The organism is Stenotrophomonas genospecies 3 (assembly GCF_054473855.1).
Map to the genome: position 1 here is coordinate 1 of NZ_JBTMUR010000008.1, position 19,077 is coordinate 19,077.

The 19,077-nt window shown below is 66.9% G+C and carries 16 protein-coding genes; 8 read left to right on the forward strand and 8 right to left on the reverse strand.

Translation table 11 applies throughout. The features are described from left to right. Nucleotides 1–481 precede the first annotated feature (481 nt). The gene (gene pdxY, locus ACX9OT_RS11840; RefSeq protein WP_032128295.1) at nucleotides 482–1,390 is read left to right on the forward strand and encodes a pyridoxal kinase; all 909 of its coding nucleotides are present in this window, start codon (nucleotides 482–484) and stop codon (nucleotides 1,388–1,390) included. Then, nucleotides 1,387–2,511 (forward strand): prephenate dehydrogenase, encoded by a 1,125-nt coding sequence (locus tag ACX9OT_RS11845; RefSeq protein WP_459002219.1) that lies wholly within the window; start codon nucleotides 1,387–1,389, stop codon nucleotides 2,509–2,511. The genes pdxY and ACX9OT_RS11845 overlap by 4 nt, the downstream gene beginning before the upstream one ends. Nucleotides 2,512–2,777: 266 nt before the next feature. Here ACX9OT_RS11845 and ACX9OT_RS11850 read toward each other — a convergent pair whose 3' ends face one another. The 5 genes from ACX9OT_RS11850 to ACX9OT_RS11870 form a co-directional block, all read right to left on the reverse strand. Next, nucleotides 2,778–2,972, reverse strand: coding sequence for a hypothetical protein (locus tag ACX9OT_RS11850; RefSeq protein ID WP_459002221.1), 195 nt, complete (start codon nucleotides 2,970–2,972; stop codon nucleotides 2,778–2,780). Between the two features lie 70 nt (nucleotides 2,973–3,042). After that, nucleotides 3,043–4,815, reverse strand: a complete 1,773-nt coding sequence (locus ACX9OT_RS11855) for an ABC transporter transmembrane domain-containing protein (protein WP_032128297.1) — start codon at nucleotides 4,813–4,815, stop codon at nucleotides 3,043–3,045. Continuing rightward, complete coding sequence (locus tag ACX9OT_RS11860) at nucleotides 4,808–5,404, reverse strand: IMPACT family protein (protein WP_459002223.1); 597 nt, start codon at nucleotides 5,402–5,404, stop codon at nucleotides 4,808–4,810. Before ACX9OT_RS11860 ends, ACX9OT_RS11855 begins: the two co-directional genes overlap by 8 nt. A gap of 40 nt (nucleotides 5,405–5,444) precedes the next feature. Further along, nucleotides 5,445–6,416 carry a hypothetical protein gene (locus tag ACX9OT_RS11865; RefSeq protein WP_459002225.1) on the reverse strand — a complete coding sequence of 324 codons (972 nt, stop codon included), beginning with the start codon at nucleotides 6,414–6,416 and terminating at the stop codon, nucleotides 5,445–5,447. Continuing rightward, a complete protein-coding gene (locus ACX9OT_RS11870) occupies nucleotides 6,413–6,931 on the reverse strand; it encodes an RNA polymerase sigma factor (RefSeq protein ID WP_229301232.1) in 519 nt (172 codons plus the stop codon). The genes ACX9OT_RS11865 and ACX9OT_RS11870 overlap by 4 nt, the downstream gene beginning before the upstream one ends. A 247-nt stretch (nucleotides 6,932–7,178) precedes the next feature. Here ACX9OT_RS11870 and ACX9OT_RS11875 point away from each other — a divergent pair, with 247 nt between their 5' ends. Then, nucleotides 7,179–10,019 (forward strand): bifunctional diguanylate cyclase/phosphodiesterase, encoded by a 2,841-nt coding sequence (locus tag ACX9OT_RS11875; RefSeq protein ID WP_459002227.1) that lies wholly within the window; start codon nucleotides 7,179–7,181, stop codon nucleotides 10,017–10,019. Between the two features lie 19 nt (nucleotides 10,020–10,038). On the opposite strand, the gene ACX9OT_RS11880 is transcribed toward ACX9OT_RS11875, so the two are convergent. Both ACX9OT_RS11880 and ACX9OT_RS11885 read right to left on the reverse strand, forming a co-directional pair. After that, nucleotides 10,039–10,632 carry an LOG family protein gene (locus tag ACX9OT_RS11880; RefSeq protein ID WP_459002229.1) on the reverse strand — a complete coding sequence of 198 codons (594 nt, stop codon included), beginning with the start codon at nucleotides 10,630–10,632 and terminating at the stop codon, nucleotides 10,039–10,041. A 242-nt stretch (nucleotides 10,633–10,874) separates the two neighbouring features. Beyond that, nucleotides 10,875–12,371, reverse strand: a complete 1,497-nt coding sequence (locus ACX9OT_RS11885; protein WP_107432449.1) for an aminotransferase class III-fold pyridoxal phosphate-dependent enzyme — start codon at nucleotides 12,369–12,371, stop codon at nucleotides 10,875–10,877. A 210-nt stretch (nucleotides 12,372–12,581) separates the two neighbouring features. Between ACX9OT_RS11885 and queA the strand changes: the two genes are divergently transcribed. Then, nucleotides 12,582–13,649: a tRNA preQ1(34) S-adenosylmethionine ribosyltransferase-isomerase QueA gene (gene queA, locus ACX9OT_RS11890; protein WP_049425160.1), complete on the forward strand. Its 1,068-nt coding sequence runs from the start codon at nucleotides 12,582–12,584 to the stop codon at nucleotides 13,647–13,649. Between the two features lie 168 nt (nucleotides 13,650–13,817). On the opposite strand, the gene ACX9OT_RS11895 is transcribed toward queA, so the two are convergent. Continuing rightward, nucleotides 13,818–14,228, reverse strand: a complete 411-nt coding sequence (locus ACX9OT_RS11895; protein WP_032128304.1) for a hypothetical protein — start codon at nucleotides 14,226–14,228, stop codon at nucleotides 13,818–13,820. 187 nt (nucleotides 14,229–14,415) lie between these two features. On the opposite strand from ACX9OT_RS11895, the gene tgt reads away from it, so the two are divergent. The 4 genes from tgt to secF all read left to right on the forward strand — a co-directional run bounded on the left by tgt (nucleotide 14,416) and on the right by secF (nucleotide 18,939). Next, on the forward strand, nucleotides 14,416–15,546 hold the full coding sequence (tgt, locus tag ACX9OT_RS11900; protein WP_180845367.1) for a tRNA guanosine(34) transglycosylase Tgt: 1,131 nt from the start codon (nucleotides 14,416–14,418) through the stop codon (nucleotides 15,544–15,546). Nucleotides 15,547–15,680: 134 nt separating this feature from the next. Next, nucleotides 15,681–16,025 (forward strand): preprotein translocase subunit YajC, encoded by a 345-nt coding sequence (yajC, locus tag ACX9OT_RS11905; RefSeq protein ID WP_005409257.1) that lies wholly within the window; start codon nucleotides 15,681–15,683, stop codon nucleotides 16,023–16,025. 61 nt (nucleotides 16,026–16,086) lie between these two features. Continuing rightward, a complete protein-coding gene (gene secD, locus ACX9OT_RS11910; RefSeq protein WP_049400105.1) occupies nucleotides 16,087–17,943 on the forward strand; it encodes a protein translocase subunit SecD in 1,857 nt (618 codons plus the stop codon). A gap of 15 nt (nucleotides 17,944–17,958) precedes the next feature. After that, nucleotides 17,959–18,939, forward strand: a complete 981-nt coding sequence (gene secF, locus ACX9OT_RS11915; RefSeq protein WP_071228983.1) for a protein translocase subunit SecF — start codon at nucleotides 17,959–17,961, stop codon at nucleotides 18,937–18,939. Nucleotides 18,940–19,077: the final 138 nt, after the last annotated feature.

A 19,077-nucleotide genomic window follows, 5' to 3' on the forward strand; every position in this document is an offset into this window, starting at 1 on the left:
CACACGGCAAGACCGGGGTTGGGCGTCCTGCCCAACCCGCCCGAGGCATGCCTCGGGCCCATGCGGCTCACGCCCCCTCAACCGGACCCACCCCGCCTTCGACAGTTTTCCGCGATCTGTCGGAACAGCGTCCGGCCCTGGTAGGTGTCGACCTTGGTCGACACGGATGAATTCGTTCGATCTCTGACAGATGTGTCGACCAAGGTCGACACCTACCAACAGCCGCGCGGAACAACAGCCGCAGTTAGCAACAGCCGCGTGAACCTGTCGAAGGTGGGGCGGTGTCGGATTGCGGGGTGTCAGCGGCATGGATGCCGCTGCGAAGCCTACAAGGACGTACTTGCGGCGTCCCCGCACTCCGACACCGCCCCGCCACCCCACGGAATGCCGCTTTGGCTTCGGCCGTTGCGGTTGCCGTTGCATTGAGCAGGTGCAGGGCTGCAAGCCCTGCCGAAAACTCCCTTGGGCGTAGAATGCGGCCATGAGCGAATCCCTTGATAACCACCTGGTCCACGGCCGCCGCCAGCGGCCCGATGGTCCGTCGCCGATCGATGTCATCTCGGTCCAGTCGCAACTTGTCTACGGCCACGCCGGCAACAGCGCCGCCGTACCGCCGATGCGTGCGCTCGGTGTGCGCGTCGCGGAAATTCCGACCGTGTTGCTGAGCAATGCGCCGTTCTACGACACCACGCGCGGTCGGGTGCTGCCCGCCGACTGGTTCGCCGACCTGCTGCTGGGCACCCACGAGCGCGGCCTGCCGCAGCGGGCGAAAATGCTGGTTTCCGGCTACTTCGGCAGCACCGCCAACGGTGCCGCCTTCGCCGACTGGCTGGACAACATCCTGCCGGTCTGTCCGCAGCTGCGTTACTGCCTGGATCCGGTGATTGGTGACACCCACACCGGCCCCTACGTGGAGCCGGGCCTGGAGGCGATCTTCGCCGAGCGATTGCTGCCGCATGCCTGGCTGGTGACCCCGAACGCCTTCGAACTGAACCGTTTGACCGGCATGCCGGCGCTCGCCGAGGCCGATGCCATCGCTGCCGCACGCACGCTGCTGGACCGCGGTCCGCACTGGGTGATCGCGCACAGCGTGGGCGGTAACCCGGGTGAGCTGGTGACCCTGGCGGTCGGTCGCGAGGAAACCTGGCGCTGGACTTCGCCGCTGCTGCCGGTGGACGTGGCCGGCACCGGTGACGTGCTGATGTCGCTGGTGGTGTCGTTCCTGTTGCGAGGTGAATCGATGCAGCAGGCGATTTCGCGTGCGATTGCCGGTACCCACGCGGCGCTGGAGGCGACTCTGGACAATGGCTTCGAAGAGTTCGACGTGATCGCGGCGGCGCCTGCCGCACTGGCCGAAGGCACGCGCTTCCGCGCCGAACGCGTGGCATGAGCAGCTTGCTCGAACGCACGCCGCGCACGGTCGGCATCGTCGGCAGTGCCGGCGCCTATGGGCGCTGGCTGAGCCGTTTCTTCCAGCAGCACATGCAGCTGCAGGTGATCGGCCACGATCCGGCCGATCCGGACTCGCACACGCCGGAACACCTGCTGGCGCAGGCCGATGTACTGGTGTTCTCGGCACCGATCCGGCATACGCCGGCTCTGATTGCCGAGTACGTGCGGCAGTCGGCCGGCCGTGAGCAGGACCGGCTATGGCTGGACGTGACCTCGGTGAAGGAAGCGCCGGTGCAGGCGATGCTGGCCTCTCAAGCCGAAGTGGTCGGCCTGCACCCGATGACCGCGCCACCCAAGGCGCCGACCCTGAAGGGCCGGGTGATGGTGGTCTGCGAAGCGCGGCTGCAGCACTGGCAGCCATGGGTCGATACGCTGTGCACGGCGCTGCAGGCCGAGTGCGTGCGGGCCACGCCGCAGCATCACGACCAGATGATGGCGCTGGTACAGGCGATGGTGCATGCCACCCACCTGGCCCAGGCCGGCGTGCTGCGCCAATACCAGCCGCAGCTGGGCGATCTGGCCGCGATGATGCCGTACCGCTCGGCATCGTTCGAGTTGGACACGGCGATCATCTCGCGCATCCTGTCGCTCAACCCGGCGATCTACGAAGACATCCAGTTCGGTAACCCGTACGTGGCGCCGATGCTGGAACGGCTGGTCGGCCAGCTGCAGGCCCTGCAGGCGCAGGTCGGGCAGGGCGACGACCGTGCGCGTGGTGAATTCCGCGAGCAGCTGCTTTCGGCCAACCGCAGTGCCTTCGGCGAGCAGGCGCTGGCGGACGGCAACTACACCTTTGAACGCGTGGGTTATCTGCTGGCTGACCTGACCGAGCGTAATGCGTTGTCGGTGCACCTGCCGGAAGACCGGCCCGGCTCGCTGCGTGAGCTGCTGAACGTGTTCGAGCAGCATCGCATCAGCCTGGCATCGATCCATTCCTCGCGCACGCCTGGTGGCGAAGTGCATTTCCGCATCGGGTTCGTGGCCGGCAGCGATGCGGCGGCGATCACCCGGGCAGCAGCCGACGTGGACGCCAGCGGCATCGGACGGGTACTGGGCTGAATTCATCCACAGGCGGTGTGGATGGTTTCTGAGCAAACGTGTGGATAACCTTGCTCAGGCCTTGCCAGCCAAGGTTGTCAAGATACCTGGCCAAAAAATGATCACGCCTTTTGTAGAGTCGAGCCATGCTCGACCGCCTTGGGCAAAAGGCGTGTCGACCAAGGTCGACACCTACCAGAGGCAAGAAAGCGGGTCGATCAAGGTCGACACCCGCCAGAGCGGGGCGATACGAAATCCGGTAGCGCCGGGGCCATGCCCGGCGAACCTCAGATCGTCAGCCGCAGCTCGCCGCCACTGGTGGTGAACTCGCGGCCATCGCGCACCAGCGGCCGCCCGTCATCCAGTTCGTAGCGTGGCGTGGCTTCGGAGTGATGCCCGCTGCCACTCGCCTCGGGCTTGAACTCGATGATGATGTGGCTTTCGCCGTTGCTGTCGACGGCGGGAAACTGACGGAACGACATCGTGCACCTCCTTCAGCGGATGCGGCTGTTGCGCGGCCAGCTTGGCCGCGCCGATGTTAGCCGGACGTCATCAATCGATGAACTGCAGGCGCGCAAGTTCAGCGTACAGTCCACCTTCGGCCAGCAGCTGTGCGTGCGTGCCCTCGGCGACGATGCGGCCCTGGTCCATCACCACGATGCGGTCGGCCTTGAGCACGGTGGCCAGGCGGTGGGCAATGACCAGTGTGGTGCGGCCCGCCATCAGCCGCTCCAGCGCTTGCTGCACGCTGTGCTCGCTCTGCGCGTCCAGCGCGCTGGTCGCTTCGTCCAGCAGCAGGATCGGCGCATCCTTCAGCAGCGCACGGGCAATCGCCACACGCTGCTGCTGGCCACCGGACAGGCGGGCACCGCGCTCGCCCAGCTCACTGTCATAGCCCTGCGGCAACGCGCGCAGGAAGCCATCGGCCTCGGCGGCACGCGCGGCAGCCTCGACTTCGGCGTCGCTGGCCTGCAGGCGGCCATAGCGGATGTTGTCGCGCGCACTGGCAGCGAACAGCGTCGGCTGCTGCGGCACCAGCGCCAGCTGCGCACGCAGCTCGGCCGGGTCGACCTGGCGCACGTCGATGCCGTCCACGTCGATGCGGCCGCTGGCTGGATCATGGAAGCGCAGCAGCATCGAAAGCACCGTGCTCTTGCCCGCCCCCGACGGACCCACCAGCGCCACGGTCTCGCCGGGGTGCACGTGCAGGTTGAAGTGGTCCAGTGCGGCCTGGTCCGGTCGCTGCGGGTAGTGGAACACCACGTCGTCGAACCGGATCTCGCCACGCAGCGGCTGCGGCAGCGCGTGCGGCTGTGCCGGCGCGCGGATCTCGATGTCTTCCTGCAGCAGTTCGCCGATGCGGCCCATGCCGCCGGCCGCGCGCTGCAGTTCGTTCCACACTTCGGCCAGCGCGCCCACCGAGCCGCCACCGATCAATGCATACAGCACGAACTGGCCCAGCGTACCGGCGCTGAGGCGGCCGTCGATGACGTCGTGCGCGCCCAGCCACAACACACCGACGATGGCGCCGAACACCAGCAGGATGGCGCTGGCGGTGACCAGCGACTGTGCGCCGATGCGGCGACGGGCGGCGCCGATGGCATCACCGAGTGCCTTGTCGAAGCGCCCGCGCTCGTACGGCTCGCGTGCATGTGCCTGCACCGTGCGTACCGCACCCAGGGTTTCACTGGCCAGGCTGTTGGCATCGGCGATGCGGTCCTGGCTGTTGCGTGCGACCGTGCGCAGCTTGCGCGCGCCGATGATGATCGGCAGCACCGCCAGCGGAATGCCGAGCAGCGACCATGCGGCCAGCCGTGGGCTGGTGACGAACAGCATTGCCAGGCTGCCGATGACGGTGACCGTGCTGCGCAGCGCCACGGACATGGTCGAGCCGACCACGCTGCGCAGCAGTTCGGTGTCCGCGGTCAGGCGCGAGACCAGCTCTCCGCTGCGGCTGCGGTCGTGGAAGCCGGCACCCAGCTGGATCAGGTGGGCATACAGCTGGCTGCGCAGGTCGGCCACGACCTTTTCACCCAGCAACGATACGAAGTAGAAGCGCGCGGCCGTACCCAACGCCATGACGACCGCCACCAGCATCAGCAGGGCGAAGGCACGGTTGATCTGGCCGCCGCTGCTGAAACCGTGATCGATCATCTGCTTCACCGCCGGAGGCAGGCTCAGCGTGGCTGCAGAAGACACCGCCAGGGCCAGCAGCCAGGCGGTGAACAGGCCGCTGTGGCGGCGCACGAACGGCCACAGCGTGCGCAGGCTGCCGAGGCGCCGCAGCGGCGGGGTCGAAGCGGGGGCGTCGTCCTTGTCAGTCATCCTGGTCGTCGTCTTCTATGCGGATACGGTCACGGGTGGCGTCGCGCAGGCGGATTTTCAATGCGTCGACCTGATCGGCAGGCAATTCGATCCGCAGGCACACGCCATTGGCATCGAACTGTTCATCGCGCTTTTCGGCACCGAAGGCGGGCAGGGTGGCATGCAGGGTACCCAGGTCCTCGAAGCCGGCCAGCAGCTGCAGCCGGGCCATCGCCACCAGCGGCAGGCGCGGGGCGGTGCGCAGGCACTCGGCGGCGGCGCCGCCGTAGGCGCGCACAAGGCCACCGGCACCGAGCTTGATACCGCCGAACCAGCGCGTCACTACCACCATCACCCGGTCGAAACCCTGGCCGTCGATCGCCGCCAGGATCGGACGTCCCGCCGTGCCGGCCGGCTCGCCATCGTCGCTGGAGCGATAGTCCTGCTCATGCCGGTAGGCCCAGCAGTTGTGGGTGGCATCGGCCACCGCAACCTGCTGCAGGAACGCCATGGCCGCTGCGGCGCCATCGATCGGCGCGGCATGGGCGATGAAACGGCTGTGTTTGACTTCCAGCGTGTGGCTGACCGGCTGGGCGAGAGTATCGAGCATTCCCGCCATTCTACGGGGTTGCCGGGTATTCCCGTCCGCTTCAGTCGTCCAGCAGCGGGCGCAGGTCGCGCGGCAGGCGTGCTTCCGGGTACTGCTGCATGTAGCGCTCCAGGCTGGCACGGGCCAGATCGCGCTGGCCGTCGTCGCGTCGTGTACGGATCTTCTGCAGCCACTGCCGGCGCGGCAGTCGTGCGTCAGCGTCCACCTCGGCCTGCACGGCGTCCGCGCTCAGGCCCGCATCGCTGCCGCGGCGCATGATGCCAGGTGCGGAACGGCTGGGAGCCTCGCGCTTCATCGAGGTGATTTCTACCCGGTCCAATGCCGGGGCCTGTTCGGCCTGCACGCTGTTGGACTCTGGCGTGCCTGCCGAGCGCGCCATCAGCGGCGCGGGTGCCGAGTAGGCGGTGGGAGCCGGAGGCGCAGGCGGGGCTGCTGCCGGCGCTGCGGCCGGAGCGGGCGGCAGGGCTGCAAAGGAGGTATCGGCGGCCGCATCCGCAGCCATCGATCGTGCAGCCTGGGCCGGCGCTTCAGCGGTCTCGGCCGGCGCAGGCTTGCTTGCGCGCGCGATGGCCGGTGCCGGGGCGGCAACCGGGGCTGCCTCGGGTGCTGCGGGCGCAGCGGCCGGTTCCGCAGTCGCCACCGCGCTGTCGGCTGCACTGCGCTCAGCGGCCTGATCGGCAGCCGCGACGTCTTCTGCCGCAGCCGGTGCCGCCGCAACAGCGGCCTCACCCGCCGGAATCGGTGGCGGTTCCGGACGCAGCTGCCAGGCGATGCCGATGGCGAACACCATCGAGGCGGCGATGCCGAACACCGCCGGCCAACGCGGGCGTGTGCGCTGCGTACGTGGTGCTTCGGGAGAGGCGACCGCATCGGCAGCCGGAGCGTCCACGGCAGCGCGGGCCGCGGCCAGGATGGCGGCGTCCAGTGCGGCGGGCGGTGCCTGTTCGGCGCGACGGCCGAGCAGCCGGGCCAGCTCGCGTTCTTCCGGCGTCAGCGGTTCGTCTCGGTTCATGCGTTCAATCCCGCACGCAGCTTGTCCATCGCATAGCGCAGCCGCGATTTCACGGTTTCCCGGCCTACGCCGGTGATCTGGCCGATCTCCTCCAGGCTCAGTTCCTGATCCAGCCGCAGTTGCAGCACTTCGCGCTGCTCCGGCGGCAGTTGTTCCATCGCCAGCTGGATGCGGCGACGTTGTTCGAATTCGGAAAGCTCGCCTTCCGGGGTCTGTCCATCCTCGATCGCGGCCAGGCGCAGGTCGGCATCGGCCGGGGCAGCCGGCCGGTGGCGGGCGGCGCGCCAATGGTCGTTCAGGCGGTTGTGGGCGATGCGGAACAGCCAGGTGCTGAACGCCGCGTCCGGTTGCCACCCCGCACGGGCGCTGATCACCCGCTGCCAGACGTCCTGGAAGATCTCCTCGGCCAGCGCGTTGTCGCGCAGTTGCCGCAGCAGGAAGCCGAACAGGCGCTTGCGATGGCGCGCATACAGGCTTTCAAACGCGCGCAGGTCGCCACCGGCCCAGGCCAGCATCAAGGCTTCATCGGTTGGCAGTGCGCTGGCTTCCACGGCGTACAGGGTAAGGCCTGCAGGCGATGGCGCATAGCCGGTGGCGAGGGCGGGCAGGGCGGGGGTCATGGCTCGGAAGGGGCTACGGTCAGCAGGAAAAACGTACGGGCGCACGATTCGGGGTTTACGGGCTTCCATTGCCCCCCGGGTGGCGCGCTATGCTCGGCGGCTCAGGGGAGGCGACGCACTGACGGCGCCAAGAGATTGTCATTTGTCCACGCATGCTGAACCGGCGAAAGAGCCACCACACGAGGCCGTGCTGAGCACGGCGCTGGTGCGCGCGTTGCATGCGCTTCTGCCGGAAACGGCTGTGGTCCGTGTCGGCTGGGATGACCCGCAGCTTGGCCGTGGCCAGGGGGCCTGGCCGAGGGCGACTGCCGGAGGTGATGCGGCAGCGCCAGGCATGGGCGACGGCCAGCACGGCTGGGAACATGATGGGGCGCGCCTGCTGTTGTCGGTGGAAGGCGCGGTGCCTTCGCCGGCATGGTGGGGGGTTGCCCGGCAGGCGATGGAGCTGGCGCTGCAGCGCGGCCGCCAGGCCGGCCAGATCAAGGCGCTGGAAGAGGCCGAGCGGTTGCAGCAGGCCTTGTTCCAGATTGCAGATCTGGCCGGTGCCGACCTGGAAATGCCCGAGATGCTGCGCCACGTGCATGGTGTGCTGGGCACGCTGATGTATGCCGAGAACTGCTACATCGTGGAATACGACGATGTGCGCGACCAGATCCGTTTCCTGTACTTCGCCGATCAGGTCGATGATTTCGTTGCCGATCCCACGCAGAGCCATGACGCCAGCGAGATGCCGCGCAGCCTGACCGTGGCGTTGCTGCGTCATGGCAAGCCGCTCAGTGGTCCCTCGCGCGAACTGCTGGCGCAGGTGATGGAGCAGGAGCACGACCCGCAACGCGGGCCCGAAAGTCTGGATTGGCTGGGCGTGCCGATGCTGCGCGATGGCCGCGTATGCGGTGCCATCGTGGTTCAGAGCTATGAGCAGGCGGCCCGCTATGGCGAGGCCGAGCGCGCATTGCTGGGCTTCGTTGCGCAGCACGTGCAGACCGCGATGGACCGGCGCCAGGCGCAGGTGCGGCTGGAGCAGCAGGTGGCGCGGCGCACCCAGGAACTGCAGCGCGCCAATCACAGCCTGCAGGACGAGGTGGCCGAGCGTCGACGCGCCGAACAGCTGCAGACCGCCCTGTACAACATCGCCGAGATGGCGATGTCGGCCGACAGCCTGGCGCAGTTCTACGGACAGGTGCACGGGGTGGTCGGGCGCCTGCTCGACGCACGCAATTTCTACATCGCTTTGGTCAACCCGGCCGGCAACGGCCTGGACTTCGTCTATTCGGTGGACGAGCACAATGCCAGCCGCGCGCCGCGACCGTTCAGCCGGGGCCTGACCGAATACGTCGTGCGCAACCGGCGGCCACTGTTGGCATCACGTGCGCAGATCGACGCGCTGCTGGCCAGTGGCGAAGTGCGTGAATCCGGTGCGCGTTCGCACTGCTGGCTGGGCGTACCGCTGCTGCGCGACGACGAAGTGGTCGGCGCGATCGTGGTGCAGAGCTACAGCGAGAACAGCATTTTCAGTGTGCATGACCAGCGCCTGCTGACCTTCGTCGCACAGAACATCGGTACCGGCCTGGCCCGTCAGCGCGACCAGCAACGGCTGCGCTCGGCGCATGCCGAGCTGGAAAAGCGCGTGGAAGAACGTACCCGCGAGCTGGCCGAGGTCAACGAGAAGTTGCTCGGGCAGATTGGTGAACGCCTGCGGGCCGAGCAACGCCTGACCCACCAGGCCATGCACGATGCGCTGACCGGCCTGCCCAACCGCCTGCACCTGCTGGACCGCCTGCAGGATGCGCTGGCGCTGGCCAAGCGAGAGGGCGGCCCGGTGTTCGCCGTGCTGTTCCTCGACCTGGACCGCTTCAAGCTGGTCAACGACAGTATCGGCCACGCTGCCGGTGACCGCATGCTGGTGGAAGTGGCCAAGCGCATCGTATCGATGGCTGGCGCCGAGGACGTGGTGGCCCGGCTGGGCGGTGACGAATTCGCGGTGCTGCTGCAATGCCCGCAGGGCCTGGCCCAGGCCTTGGACTTTGGCCAGCGCCTGCTGCTGGCGCTGCAGGAGTCGATGTGGATCGCCGGGCGCGAGCTGTTTCCGTCCGGCAGCCTGGGCATCGCGCTGTGGAACCCCCGCTACCGCACCGGCGAAGAGCTGCTGCGTGATGCCGACGCGGCAATGTACCGGGCCAAGGCGCAGGGCCATGACCGCTGTGCGATCTTCGACGAAGACATGCGCGAGCAGGCCATGCGCAGCCTCGATCTGGAAGCCGACCTGCGGCGTGCGATCAACAACCGCGATTTCGTCCCGTTCTACCAGCCGATCGTGCGCCTGTCCGATGGCGAGGTGGTGGGCCACGAAGCGCTGCTGCGCTGGCAGCATGAGCGCCGCGGCCTGCTGCTGCCGGGGGCGTTCCTGGAGCTGGGCGAGGAAAGCGGCCTGATCGAGCAGGTCGACTGGCTGATCTACGAACAGGTGATTGCCGGCCTGGCCGAGGGCGGGCAGAGCTACGTCTCGGTGAACGTATCACCGCGCCATTTCCGCTCCGCCGGGTTCAGTGGCCGCCTGTTCGGCCTGCTGGATGCATGTGGTGCCGATCCGCGTCGGCTGCGCCTGGAGATCACCGAGGTGGCGCTGCTGGACGATGGTCCGCACACGCTGCGCATCCTGCAGGGCCTGCGCGAGCGCGGCATCCAGGTGCAGCTGGACGATTTCGGTACCGGCTTCTCGGCGCTGTCCTACCTGCACCGTTTTCCGATCAGTACGCTGAAGATCGACCAGAGCTTCATCGCCGGCCTGCATGGGCCGGAAGTGCAGAGCACGCGGGCGCTGGTCGAGGGCGTGCTGTCGTTGGCGCGTACGCTGGGCATCGAGACCATCGGTGAGGGCATCGAAACCGAGGCGCAGCGGCAGACCCTGCGCGAACTGGGTTGCGACTACGGCCAGGGCTATCTGCTGGGGCGGCCCGCACCGTGGAGCTGCGCGGCGGTCTGAGCCGCCGCGCAGGAAAGCATCAGCGCAGGGCGGCGCGGCGCTTCTCGTCGATCCACTTCGAGGCCTGGGCCGGCTGGTAGTTCTTCATCCACTCCAGCATCGCTTCGATGTCCGAGCCGTACCACAGGTCCTGGCGCTGGTCCGGATGCAGGAAGCGTTCTTCCACCATGCGATCGATCATGCCGATCAGCGGGGCGTAGAAGCCGTCCACATCGAGGAATGCGCATGGCTTGTTGCCGATGCCCAGCTGGCGCCAGGTCAGCATCTCGAAGATCTCTTCCATGGTGCCGAAGCCGCCGGGCAGCGTGACGAAGCCGTCGGCGAGGTCGAACATGCGCGACTTGCGCTCATGCATCGAACCGACAATTTCCAGTTCGGTCAGGCCGCGGTGGGCCACTTCCCAGTCGGCCAGCTGGCGCGGGATCACGCCGGTCACTTCACCGCCGGCGGCGAGCACGGCATTGGCCACGGTTCCCATCAGGCCGACATTGCCGCCGCCGTACACCAGGCGCATCCCGTCGCGGGCGATGCGATCACCCAGGGCAAGGGCGCGTTCGGTATAGGCCGGCTTGCTGCCAGCGTTGGAACCACAGTACACACAGATCGATTTCATGGATCTTCCTGTCTCTTGGCCGGAAACGAAAACGCCCCGTCTCCGACCGCAGGGCGGTCAGGGACGGGGTGTCTATGGAGTATGGACCTTCGCGGTTGCTGTCTGTAGAGCCGAGCCACGCTCGGCTGCCCTTCGTTCAGACCGCGGTGGGCCCCTGTAGAGCCGAGCCATGCTCGGCTGCTCTTCGTTCAGATCGCGGCTACGGCTGAGTCGAGCAAGCTCGACTCTACAAAGAACGAGACTTACGCCGCCGCTGCCTGCTCGCGGCGCGGGCCTTCACGCAGCGCGCGGCCGACCATCCCCACCAGCAGGTCCAGCTCTTCGCTGTCCATGCCGAAGTGCGGAGTGAAGCGCAGCGAGTTCTCGCCACCGTGAATCACGTTGATGCCGTGCTGGCGCAGCCATTCCTCGGTGGAGTTGGCGCCGTAGCACTTGAACTGCGGCGCCAGTTCGCAGGAGAACAGAAGGCCGGTGCCCTGCACCTTGGTGATCAGTCCGCCCAGCTCGTTCTTCAGCTGTTCAAGCTTGCGCACGGCCTCGGCACCACGCTCGGCGATGTTGGCGCGCACCTGCGGGGTCAGCTGGGCCAGGGTGGCGCAGGCCACGTCCAGCGCACGCGGGTTGCTGGTCATCGTGTTGCCATAGATGCCCTTGCGGTACAGCTGCGCGGCATGCTCGGTCACCGCCAGCACCGACAGCGGGTACTGCGCGGCGTTGAGTGCCTTGGAGTAGGTCTCCATGTCCGGCGGGTCCAGGCCTTCGAAGCCCGGGTAATCGACCACCGAGAGCACGCCATGCGCACGCAGGCCGGCCTGGATCGAGTCGAGCAGCAGCAGGCTGCCATGGGCACGGGTCAGTTCGCGGGCAACGGCATAGAACGACGGCGGCACCGAGCGGCCCGGGTCGCCTTCGCCCATCACCGGTTCCAGGAACACCGCCTCGATGAACCACTGGTTGCGCGTGGCATCCTCGAACACCTTGCGCAGGCCGGCTTCGTCGTAAGGCGCCACGGTGATCACCGAATCCTCGCCACGGTAGCTGGCCAGGTGCTGCATGTAGCTCTTGCGGCTGGAATCCGAATAGAGGGCAGGGCGGTCGGTGCGGCCATGGAAGCTGCCCTTGACCACCACGCGCTTGATCGCAGCACCGGCGTGGCGTGCGCCCGGGTCGGTCTGCAGCTTGGCGTTGACGTCGGCGATGCGCGCGGCCAGGCCGACCGCCTCGGAACCGGAATTCAGGCACATGAAACGGGCGAACGGGCAGCCGCCACGGCGGTGGCCGATCTCGGCGCGCAGGGCGGTGATGAAGCGCTGCTGCGACAGGCTGGGGGTCATGATGTTGGCCATCACCTGCGGGCGGGCCATCGCCTCCAGCACGGCGTCCGGGGTGTGCCCGAAGCCGAGCATGCCGTAGCCGCCGGCGTCGTACAGCACGGCGCCCTTCAGGGTGACCACCCATGGGCCGCGCGCAGCCAGTGCCACATACGGGGTCACCGCGTCATCGGCATAGAAATTGACGAAACCGTCCTGCATCGCGTCGATCTGCGCCTGTTCGTCCTGCGCCAGCAGCGGCCCCAGGTCGGCCTGCACGCGCGCGAATTCCTCGGCGGCGGCGTCCACCGCGGCGATTAGCTGCGGGTGGTTGGCGGACAGGGCGGTCAGGGTGGCATCGTCCAGGCCGGAGGTGAGGCGGGTGCCGGGCTGGTTGCGCAGGGGGGCGAGGCGTTCGATGAAGCTCATTGCAGATCTCCTGAAACAATGGGTCGCACGGGTCTTCAAAAGCAAAACGCGCGTCATCACGCGCGCTTGGGGCAGGCTCGTGCAGCGGACTTCCGACTCGATGCTAGCACTTGTTTTTTTGCGCGATAACCCCGCAGAAACCTGCTGCATAGCAGCATTTTGCGCGACGTTCGCCGCGAAGCGCGCCGGCTCGCAGACGCTGGACGTACAATGCGCGCCATTGTCGACCTGTTGCCGCCCACTGCCTTGAAGAAGTCCGATTTCAACTACGACCTGCCGGCTGAACTGATCGCGCAGGCGCCCCTGGCCGAACGTTCCGCAAGCCGCCTGCTGCTGGTGCCGCCGGCGCCGGATGCCTTCACCGACCTGCAGGTGCGTGACCTGCCGTCGCTGCTGCAGCCGGGCGACCTGCTGGTGTTCAACGACACCCGGGTGATCCCGGCGCGCCTGTTCGGGCAGAAGGCCAGCGGTGGCCGCGTCGAGATTCTGATCGAGCGCCTGCTGGGTGGCCAGCAGGCCCGCGCGCAGGTGGGCGCCAGCAAGTCGCCCAAGGCCGGCAGCCGCATCGCGCTGGATGCCGGTGGCGAAGCCGAGGTGCTGGGCCGCGATGGCGAGTTCTACGTGCTGCAGTTCCATGTGCCGGAATCGCTGGAGCAGTGGCTGCTGCACGCCGGCCGCCTGCCGCTGCCGCCGTACATCCAGCGCGAGCCGGGCATGGACGACCGCGAGCGCTACCAGACCGTGTTCGCGCGCGAAGTGGGCGCGGTGGCCGCGCCGACCGCCGGCCTGCATTTCGACGAACCGCTGCTGGCCGCATTGAAGGACAAGGGCGTGGACTTCGGCCACGTCACCCTGCACGTGGGTGCGGGCACCTTCCAGCCGGTGCGTGCCGATGACCTGAAGGACCACGTGATGCACCGCGAGTGGCTGAACGTGGGTGCCGAGCTGGTGCAGCAGGTACGGCGCACGCGCGCCGCCGGCGGCCGGGTGATTGGCGTCGGCACCACCGTGGTGCGCGCGCTGGAAAGCGCGATGCGCGATGGTGAGCTGCTGCCGTTTGCCGGCGAGACGCAGATCTTCATCACCCCCGGTTACCGCATCCGCAGCGTCGACGCGATGGTGACCAATTTCCACCTGCCGGAAAGCACGTTGCTGATGATGATTTCCGCGTTTGCCGGCAAGGAGCGCGTATTCGAGGCCTACCAGCACGCGATCGAGCAGCGCTACCGCTTCTTCAGCTACGGCGACGCGATGCTGCTGTTCCCGCAGGCGGGGTAGGGCGCTGACCTCTGCCTGCTTGTGGTGGGTGCGCACCGTTGGTGCGCACTTGCAGATGACTGAAGGCCAGGGAAGCCACGCATGGCGTGGCTCTACTGTCTTCGGCGCTGTAGTAAATCCACGCCATGCGTGGATCATTCCTTCCGCAAGTGGGTTCCGCCGGGCTGCTCAGCCCAAATCCACCTTGCATTCGCTGAGCGGAACGGACTGGCCGTCGGAGATGATCAGGTGGTCATCTTCAATGCGGGCCAGGCTAAGGCCGAGGTTGCGTGCCCCGGCTTCCACAGCCTTCCGCCATCCATCCAGATCGCCGTGGAAGGAAAGGGCGAGGAAGCGCTGGCCGTTGGGTAGGGTTATCCGGCAGCTGTCCGATACGATGCCACCGCTGCTCGCGGTGAACTCGCCAGCAGAGGCCAGCAATTTGCGGAACTGACTTGAAGCGCTGCTGGTATGGAAATCCTCGTAATAGATGAACTCCACTCCGGCTACAGGATTTATGCCCGGGGCGATTCGATCGGCTCGTTGCTCGATTTTTCCCCCAAGAATTGCTTCTAGTACCTCGCGGTCACTTCTATTCATCTTGGGCCTGATTTCCTGGCGAAATACGTAGTCCGCCCATCTTGGAGGGGCGACCAGTCAGGGCCAAGGCCAGATGCGACAGTCCAGCAGCCGCGTCGCTCAGGTCATTGGTTCCGTTCAGGCCTGAATGGGCGGTCGACCCGGTTTTGGGAGACAATGGGCGACTATTTGCCCGAATGACCGCTCCATGTCCCGATTGCAGTTCCAGCTCAAGACCCGCGACGGCCGTGCCCGCCGTGGCCGCCTGACCTTCCCGCGTGGCACGGTGGAAACGCCGGCCTTCATGCCGGTGGGGACCTATGGCTCGGTCAAGGGCATCCTGCCGGACCAGGTGCGTGCGCTGGGCGCCGAGATCATCCTCGGCAACACGTTCCACCTGTACCTGCGCCCGGGCCTGGACATCATCGCCGACCACGGCGGCCTGCACGGCTTCTGCCGCTGGGATGGCCCGATCCTGACCGACTCCGGCGGCTTCCAGGTGTTCTCGCTGGCCCACCGCCGCAAGATCACCGAGCAGGGCGTGACCTTTGCCTCGCCCACCGACGGTGCCCGTGTGTTCCTGGGCCCGGAAGAGAGCATGAAGATCCAGAAAGTGCTCGATTCGGACGTGGTGATGATCTTCGACGAGTGCACCCCGTACCCGGCTACCGAGGATGTGGCGCGCCGCTCGATGGAGCTGAGCCTGCGCTGGGCCCAGCGCAGCCGCAACGCGCATGACGAGCTGGGCAACGACGCGGCCCTGTTCGGCATCGTCCAGGGCGGCGTGCACACCGACCTGCGCAGCCGCTCGGCCGATGCCCTGCAGGCGATCGGTTTCGACGGCTATGCCATCGGCGGCCTGGCCGTGGGCGAGCCCGAAGACGAGCGCAACGCCATGCTCGACCACCTGGACCCAGAACTGCCGGGCGACCGCCCGCGCTACCTGATGGGCGTGGGCCGGCCGGAGGACCTGGTCGAGGGTGTCGCACGTGGCGTGGACATGTTCGACTGCGTGATGCCGACCCGCAACGCCCGCAACGGCCACTATTTCACCTCGTTCGGCACCGTCCGCATCCGCAATTCCCAGTACGCGCGCGACATGGACCCGATCGAGCCGGGCTGCGGCTGCGTGGCCTGCACCGGCGGCTATACCCGTTCCTACCTGCGCCACCTGGACCGCTGCAACGAGATGCTGGCGCCGATGCTGGGCACCCTGCACAACTTGTTCTATTACGAAAAGCTCATGGCCGACATCCGTGCGGCCATCGAGGCGGGAACCTTCCTGGCCTTCCGTGAGTCTTTCTACGCGGCACGCGGGGCGGTAGCACCGCCCCTGTAACCCGAACACCCCCTGCCAAACGGCCCAAGGACGAACGCCCGGGGCCGTGGCATACTTCAAGGCTGACCCAGATCCGCGGTCGACACCCCGTGCCCGTGAAAGGGCCGGAGCGCCGCCCAACCAAAGGACCAACGATGAACCTGCTTGCCTTCCTGATTCCCGCCGCCCACGCCCAGGCCGCCGGCGGCCAACCGCAGGGCATGGGCCTGACCACGCTGCTGTTCCCGGTCATCCTGATCGCCATCATGTACTTCCTGATGATCCGCCCGCAGATGAAGCGGCAGAAGGAGCACAAGGCCATGCTGGAGAAGATCAAGCGTGGCGACGAAGTGCTGACCAACGGCGGCATCGCCGGCATCGTCACCGACATCGGCGACAACTTCATCACCATTGAAGTGGCGGACAACGTGCGCATCCGCGTGCAGAAGGGCGCTGTCGGCAACGTGCTGCCGGCCGGTACCCTGAAGTCGGCCCAGTAAGCCACTCCCTTTCCGATGCACAACCGCGGCGCCGGGGATGGCGCCGCGCGGGACCCAAGCAATGCTCGAATTTCCACGCTGGAAGTACGTCGTCATCCTGATCGTACTGGCGCTCAGCGCGCTGTACGCGCTGCCCAACATCTACCAGAAGGACCCGGCCCTCCAGATCACCGCCAACCGTGGCGGCCAGATCGACGATGCGCTGCGTGACCGTGTGCTGGCCGACCTGAAGAAGGCCGGTGTCGCCACCGTCGGTGCCGAGAAGGAAGGGGAAAGCCTGATCGTCCGCCTGCCGGACCTGAAGGCGCAGTCCGCTGCCAGCGACGCCCTGCGTGACACGGTCGGCGAAAAGTACACCGTGGCCCTGAACCTGGCCTCGACCGTGCCGGACTGGCTGGCCAACCTCGGCGGTCGCCCGATGGTGCTGGGCCTGGACCTTCAGGGTGGCGTGCACTTCGTGCTTCAGGTCGACCAGAAGGCCGCCCTCGACAAGCGCCTGGACGCCTACACAGAAGACGTGCGCAGCACGCTGCGCGACGCCCGCATCCCGTACCAGTCGGTGGAACGCCGCGCTGACAACAGCATCGTGGCGAACCTGAGCCCGTCCGCCGGTGACGACGCCGCGCAGCGTGCCCGCACTGCCCTGGTGAAGGCGCAGCCGACCCTCGGCTACGACGTCAGTGGCAATCGCATCACGGTGACCGTGCCGGAAACCGAGATCACCCAGATCGCCAACGGCGCCATCGAGCAGAACATCAACACCCTGCGCAACCGCGTGAACCAGCTCGGCGTGGCTGAGCCGATCATCCAGCGCCAGGGTGCTGACCGCGTGGTGGTGCAGCTGCCGGGCGTGCAGGACACCGCCGAAGCCAAGCGCATGATCGGTGCCACCGCTACCCTGGAATACCGGGCCGTGGTGGACGGTAATGCACAGGACGCCATCAACTCCGGTCGCATTCCGCCGGAAGCGAAGGTCTACCAGCGTCGTGATGGCGGTGGTCCGGTCCTGCTGAACAAGCGCGTGATCGTCACTGGTGACCAGATGGTCGGCGCGCAGGCGGTGACCGATTCGAACAGCGGCTCTCCGGCGGTCAGCGTGACGCTGAACAATGTCGGCGGCCAGCGCATGTTCGACTTCACCAGCGCCAACGTGAACAAGCCGATGGCGGTGGTCTACACCGAGCGCGTGCCGACCGTGACCGTCGTCGACGGCCAGGAAGTGCGTGGCTTCAAGGTCAACGAGGAAGTGATCTCGGTGGCCAACATCAACGGCGTGTTCGGCAAGAACTTCCAGACCACCGGCCTGCAGAAGAAGGAAGCCGAGGACCTGGCCAAGCTGCTGAAGTCCGGCTCGCTGGCCGCGCCGATGGACTTCGTCGAAGAGCGTGTGGTGGGCCCGAGCCTGGGTGCCGAGAACGTCAAGAACGGTATGCGCGCGGTGGTGTTCGCATTCCTGTTCACCCTGGTGTTCTTCAGCGTCTACTACCGCATGTTCGGCGTGATCACCTCGATCGCGATGCTGTTCAACCTGCTGATCGTGGTGGCGGTGATGTCGCTGTTCGGCGCGACCATGACCCTGCCGGGCTTCGCCGGCCTGGCGTTGTCGGTCGGCCTGTCGGTGGACGCCAACGTGCTGATCAACGAGCGTATCCGTGAAGAGCTGCGTGCCGGCGTGCCGGGCAAGACCGCGATCGTGACCGGTTACGAGCGTGCTTCCGGCACCATCCTCGACGCCAACCTGACCGGCCTGATCGTCGGTGTGGCGCTGTTCGCATTCGGTACCGGTCCGCTGAAGGGCTTCGCGCTGACCATGATCATCGGTATTTTCGCCTCCATGTTCACCGCGATCACCGTGTCGCGTGCGCTGGCGACGCTGATCTACGGCCGCCGCAAGAAGCTCCAGAACGTGGCCATCTGACGGGACGACACGCACATGAAACTGTTTCCGCTGCACATCCTCCCGAACGACACCAAGATCGACTTCATGCGCTGGCGCCATGTCGCGATGGTCGTCACGGTCATCGTGTTCCTGGCCTCGGTTGCCATCATCGGCTTCAAGGGCTTCAACTACGCCCTGGACTTCACCGGCGGCACCCTGATCGAAGCCCGCTTCGACAAGGCGGTGGACGTCGAGCAGGTCCGTACCAAGCTCGAGGAAAGTGGCTTCGACGGTGCCCAGGTGCAGAGCGTCGGTGGCAACACCGATCTGCTGATCCGCCTGGCCCCGCACGGTGAGCACGCTGCCGGTACCGGTGACGCCGCGCACGAGGACAAGGCCACCGCCGCCGCCGTGGTGAAGGCCCTGTCCACCGCCGACAACCAGGCCACCGTGCTCCGCAACGAGTTCGTGGGCCCGCAGATCGGCAAGGACCTGGCGATGAATGGCCTGTACGCCACGATCTTCATGCTGGCCGGCTTCCTGATCTACATCGCGGTGCGCTTCGAATGGAAGTTCGCGGTCACCGCCAGCATCGTGGCGATGTTCGATCTGATCGTGACGGTCGCTTACGTGTCCCTGCTGGGCCGTGAGTTCGACCTGACCGTGCTGGCCGGCCTGCTGTCGGTGATGGGCTTTGCGATCAACGATCTGATCGTGGTCTTCGACCGCGTCCGCGAGAACTTCCGCAGCCTGCGCGTGGACTCGATGGAAGTGCTGAACCGTTCGATCAACCAGACGCTGTCGCGTACGGTGATCACCGCGGTGATGTTCTTCCTGTCGGCGCTGGCCCTGTACATGTACGGCGGCAGCTCGATGGAAGGCCTGGCCGAGACGCACATGATCGGTGCGGTGATCGTAGTGCTGTCCTCGATCCTGGTGGCGGTGCCGATGCTGACGATCGGTTTCCTGCGCGTCAGCAAGCAGGACCTGCTGCCGAAGGCGAAGGACATCGAGGCCCTGGCCCGTCGCCCGTAAGCACCCGCTGCACGCAGCACGCAGAGAACCCCGCGCAAGCGGGGTTTTTTGTGGCAGGGCTTGCAGCCCTGCACCCGCGGTAGTGCCGGCCGCTGGCCGGCAACAGCAATAGCAACAGCGGGCATTCCGTGGAATGGT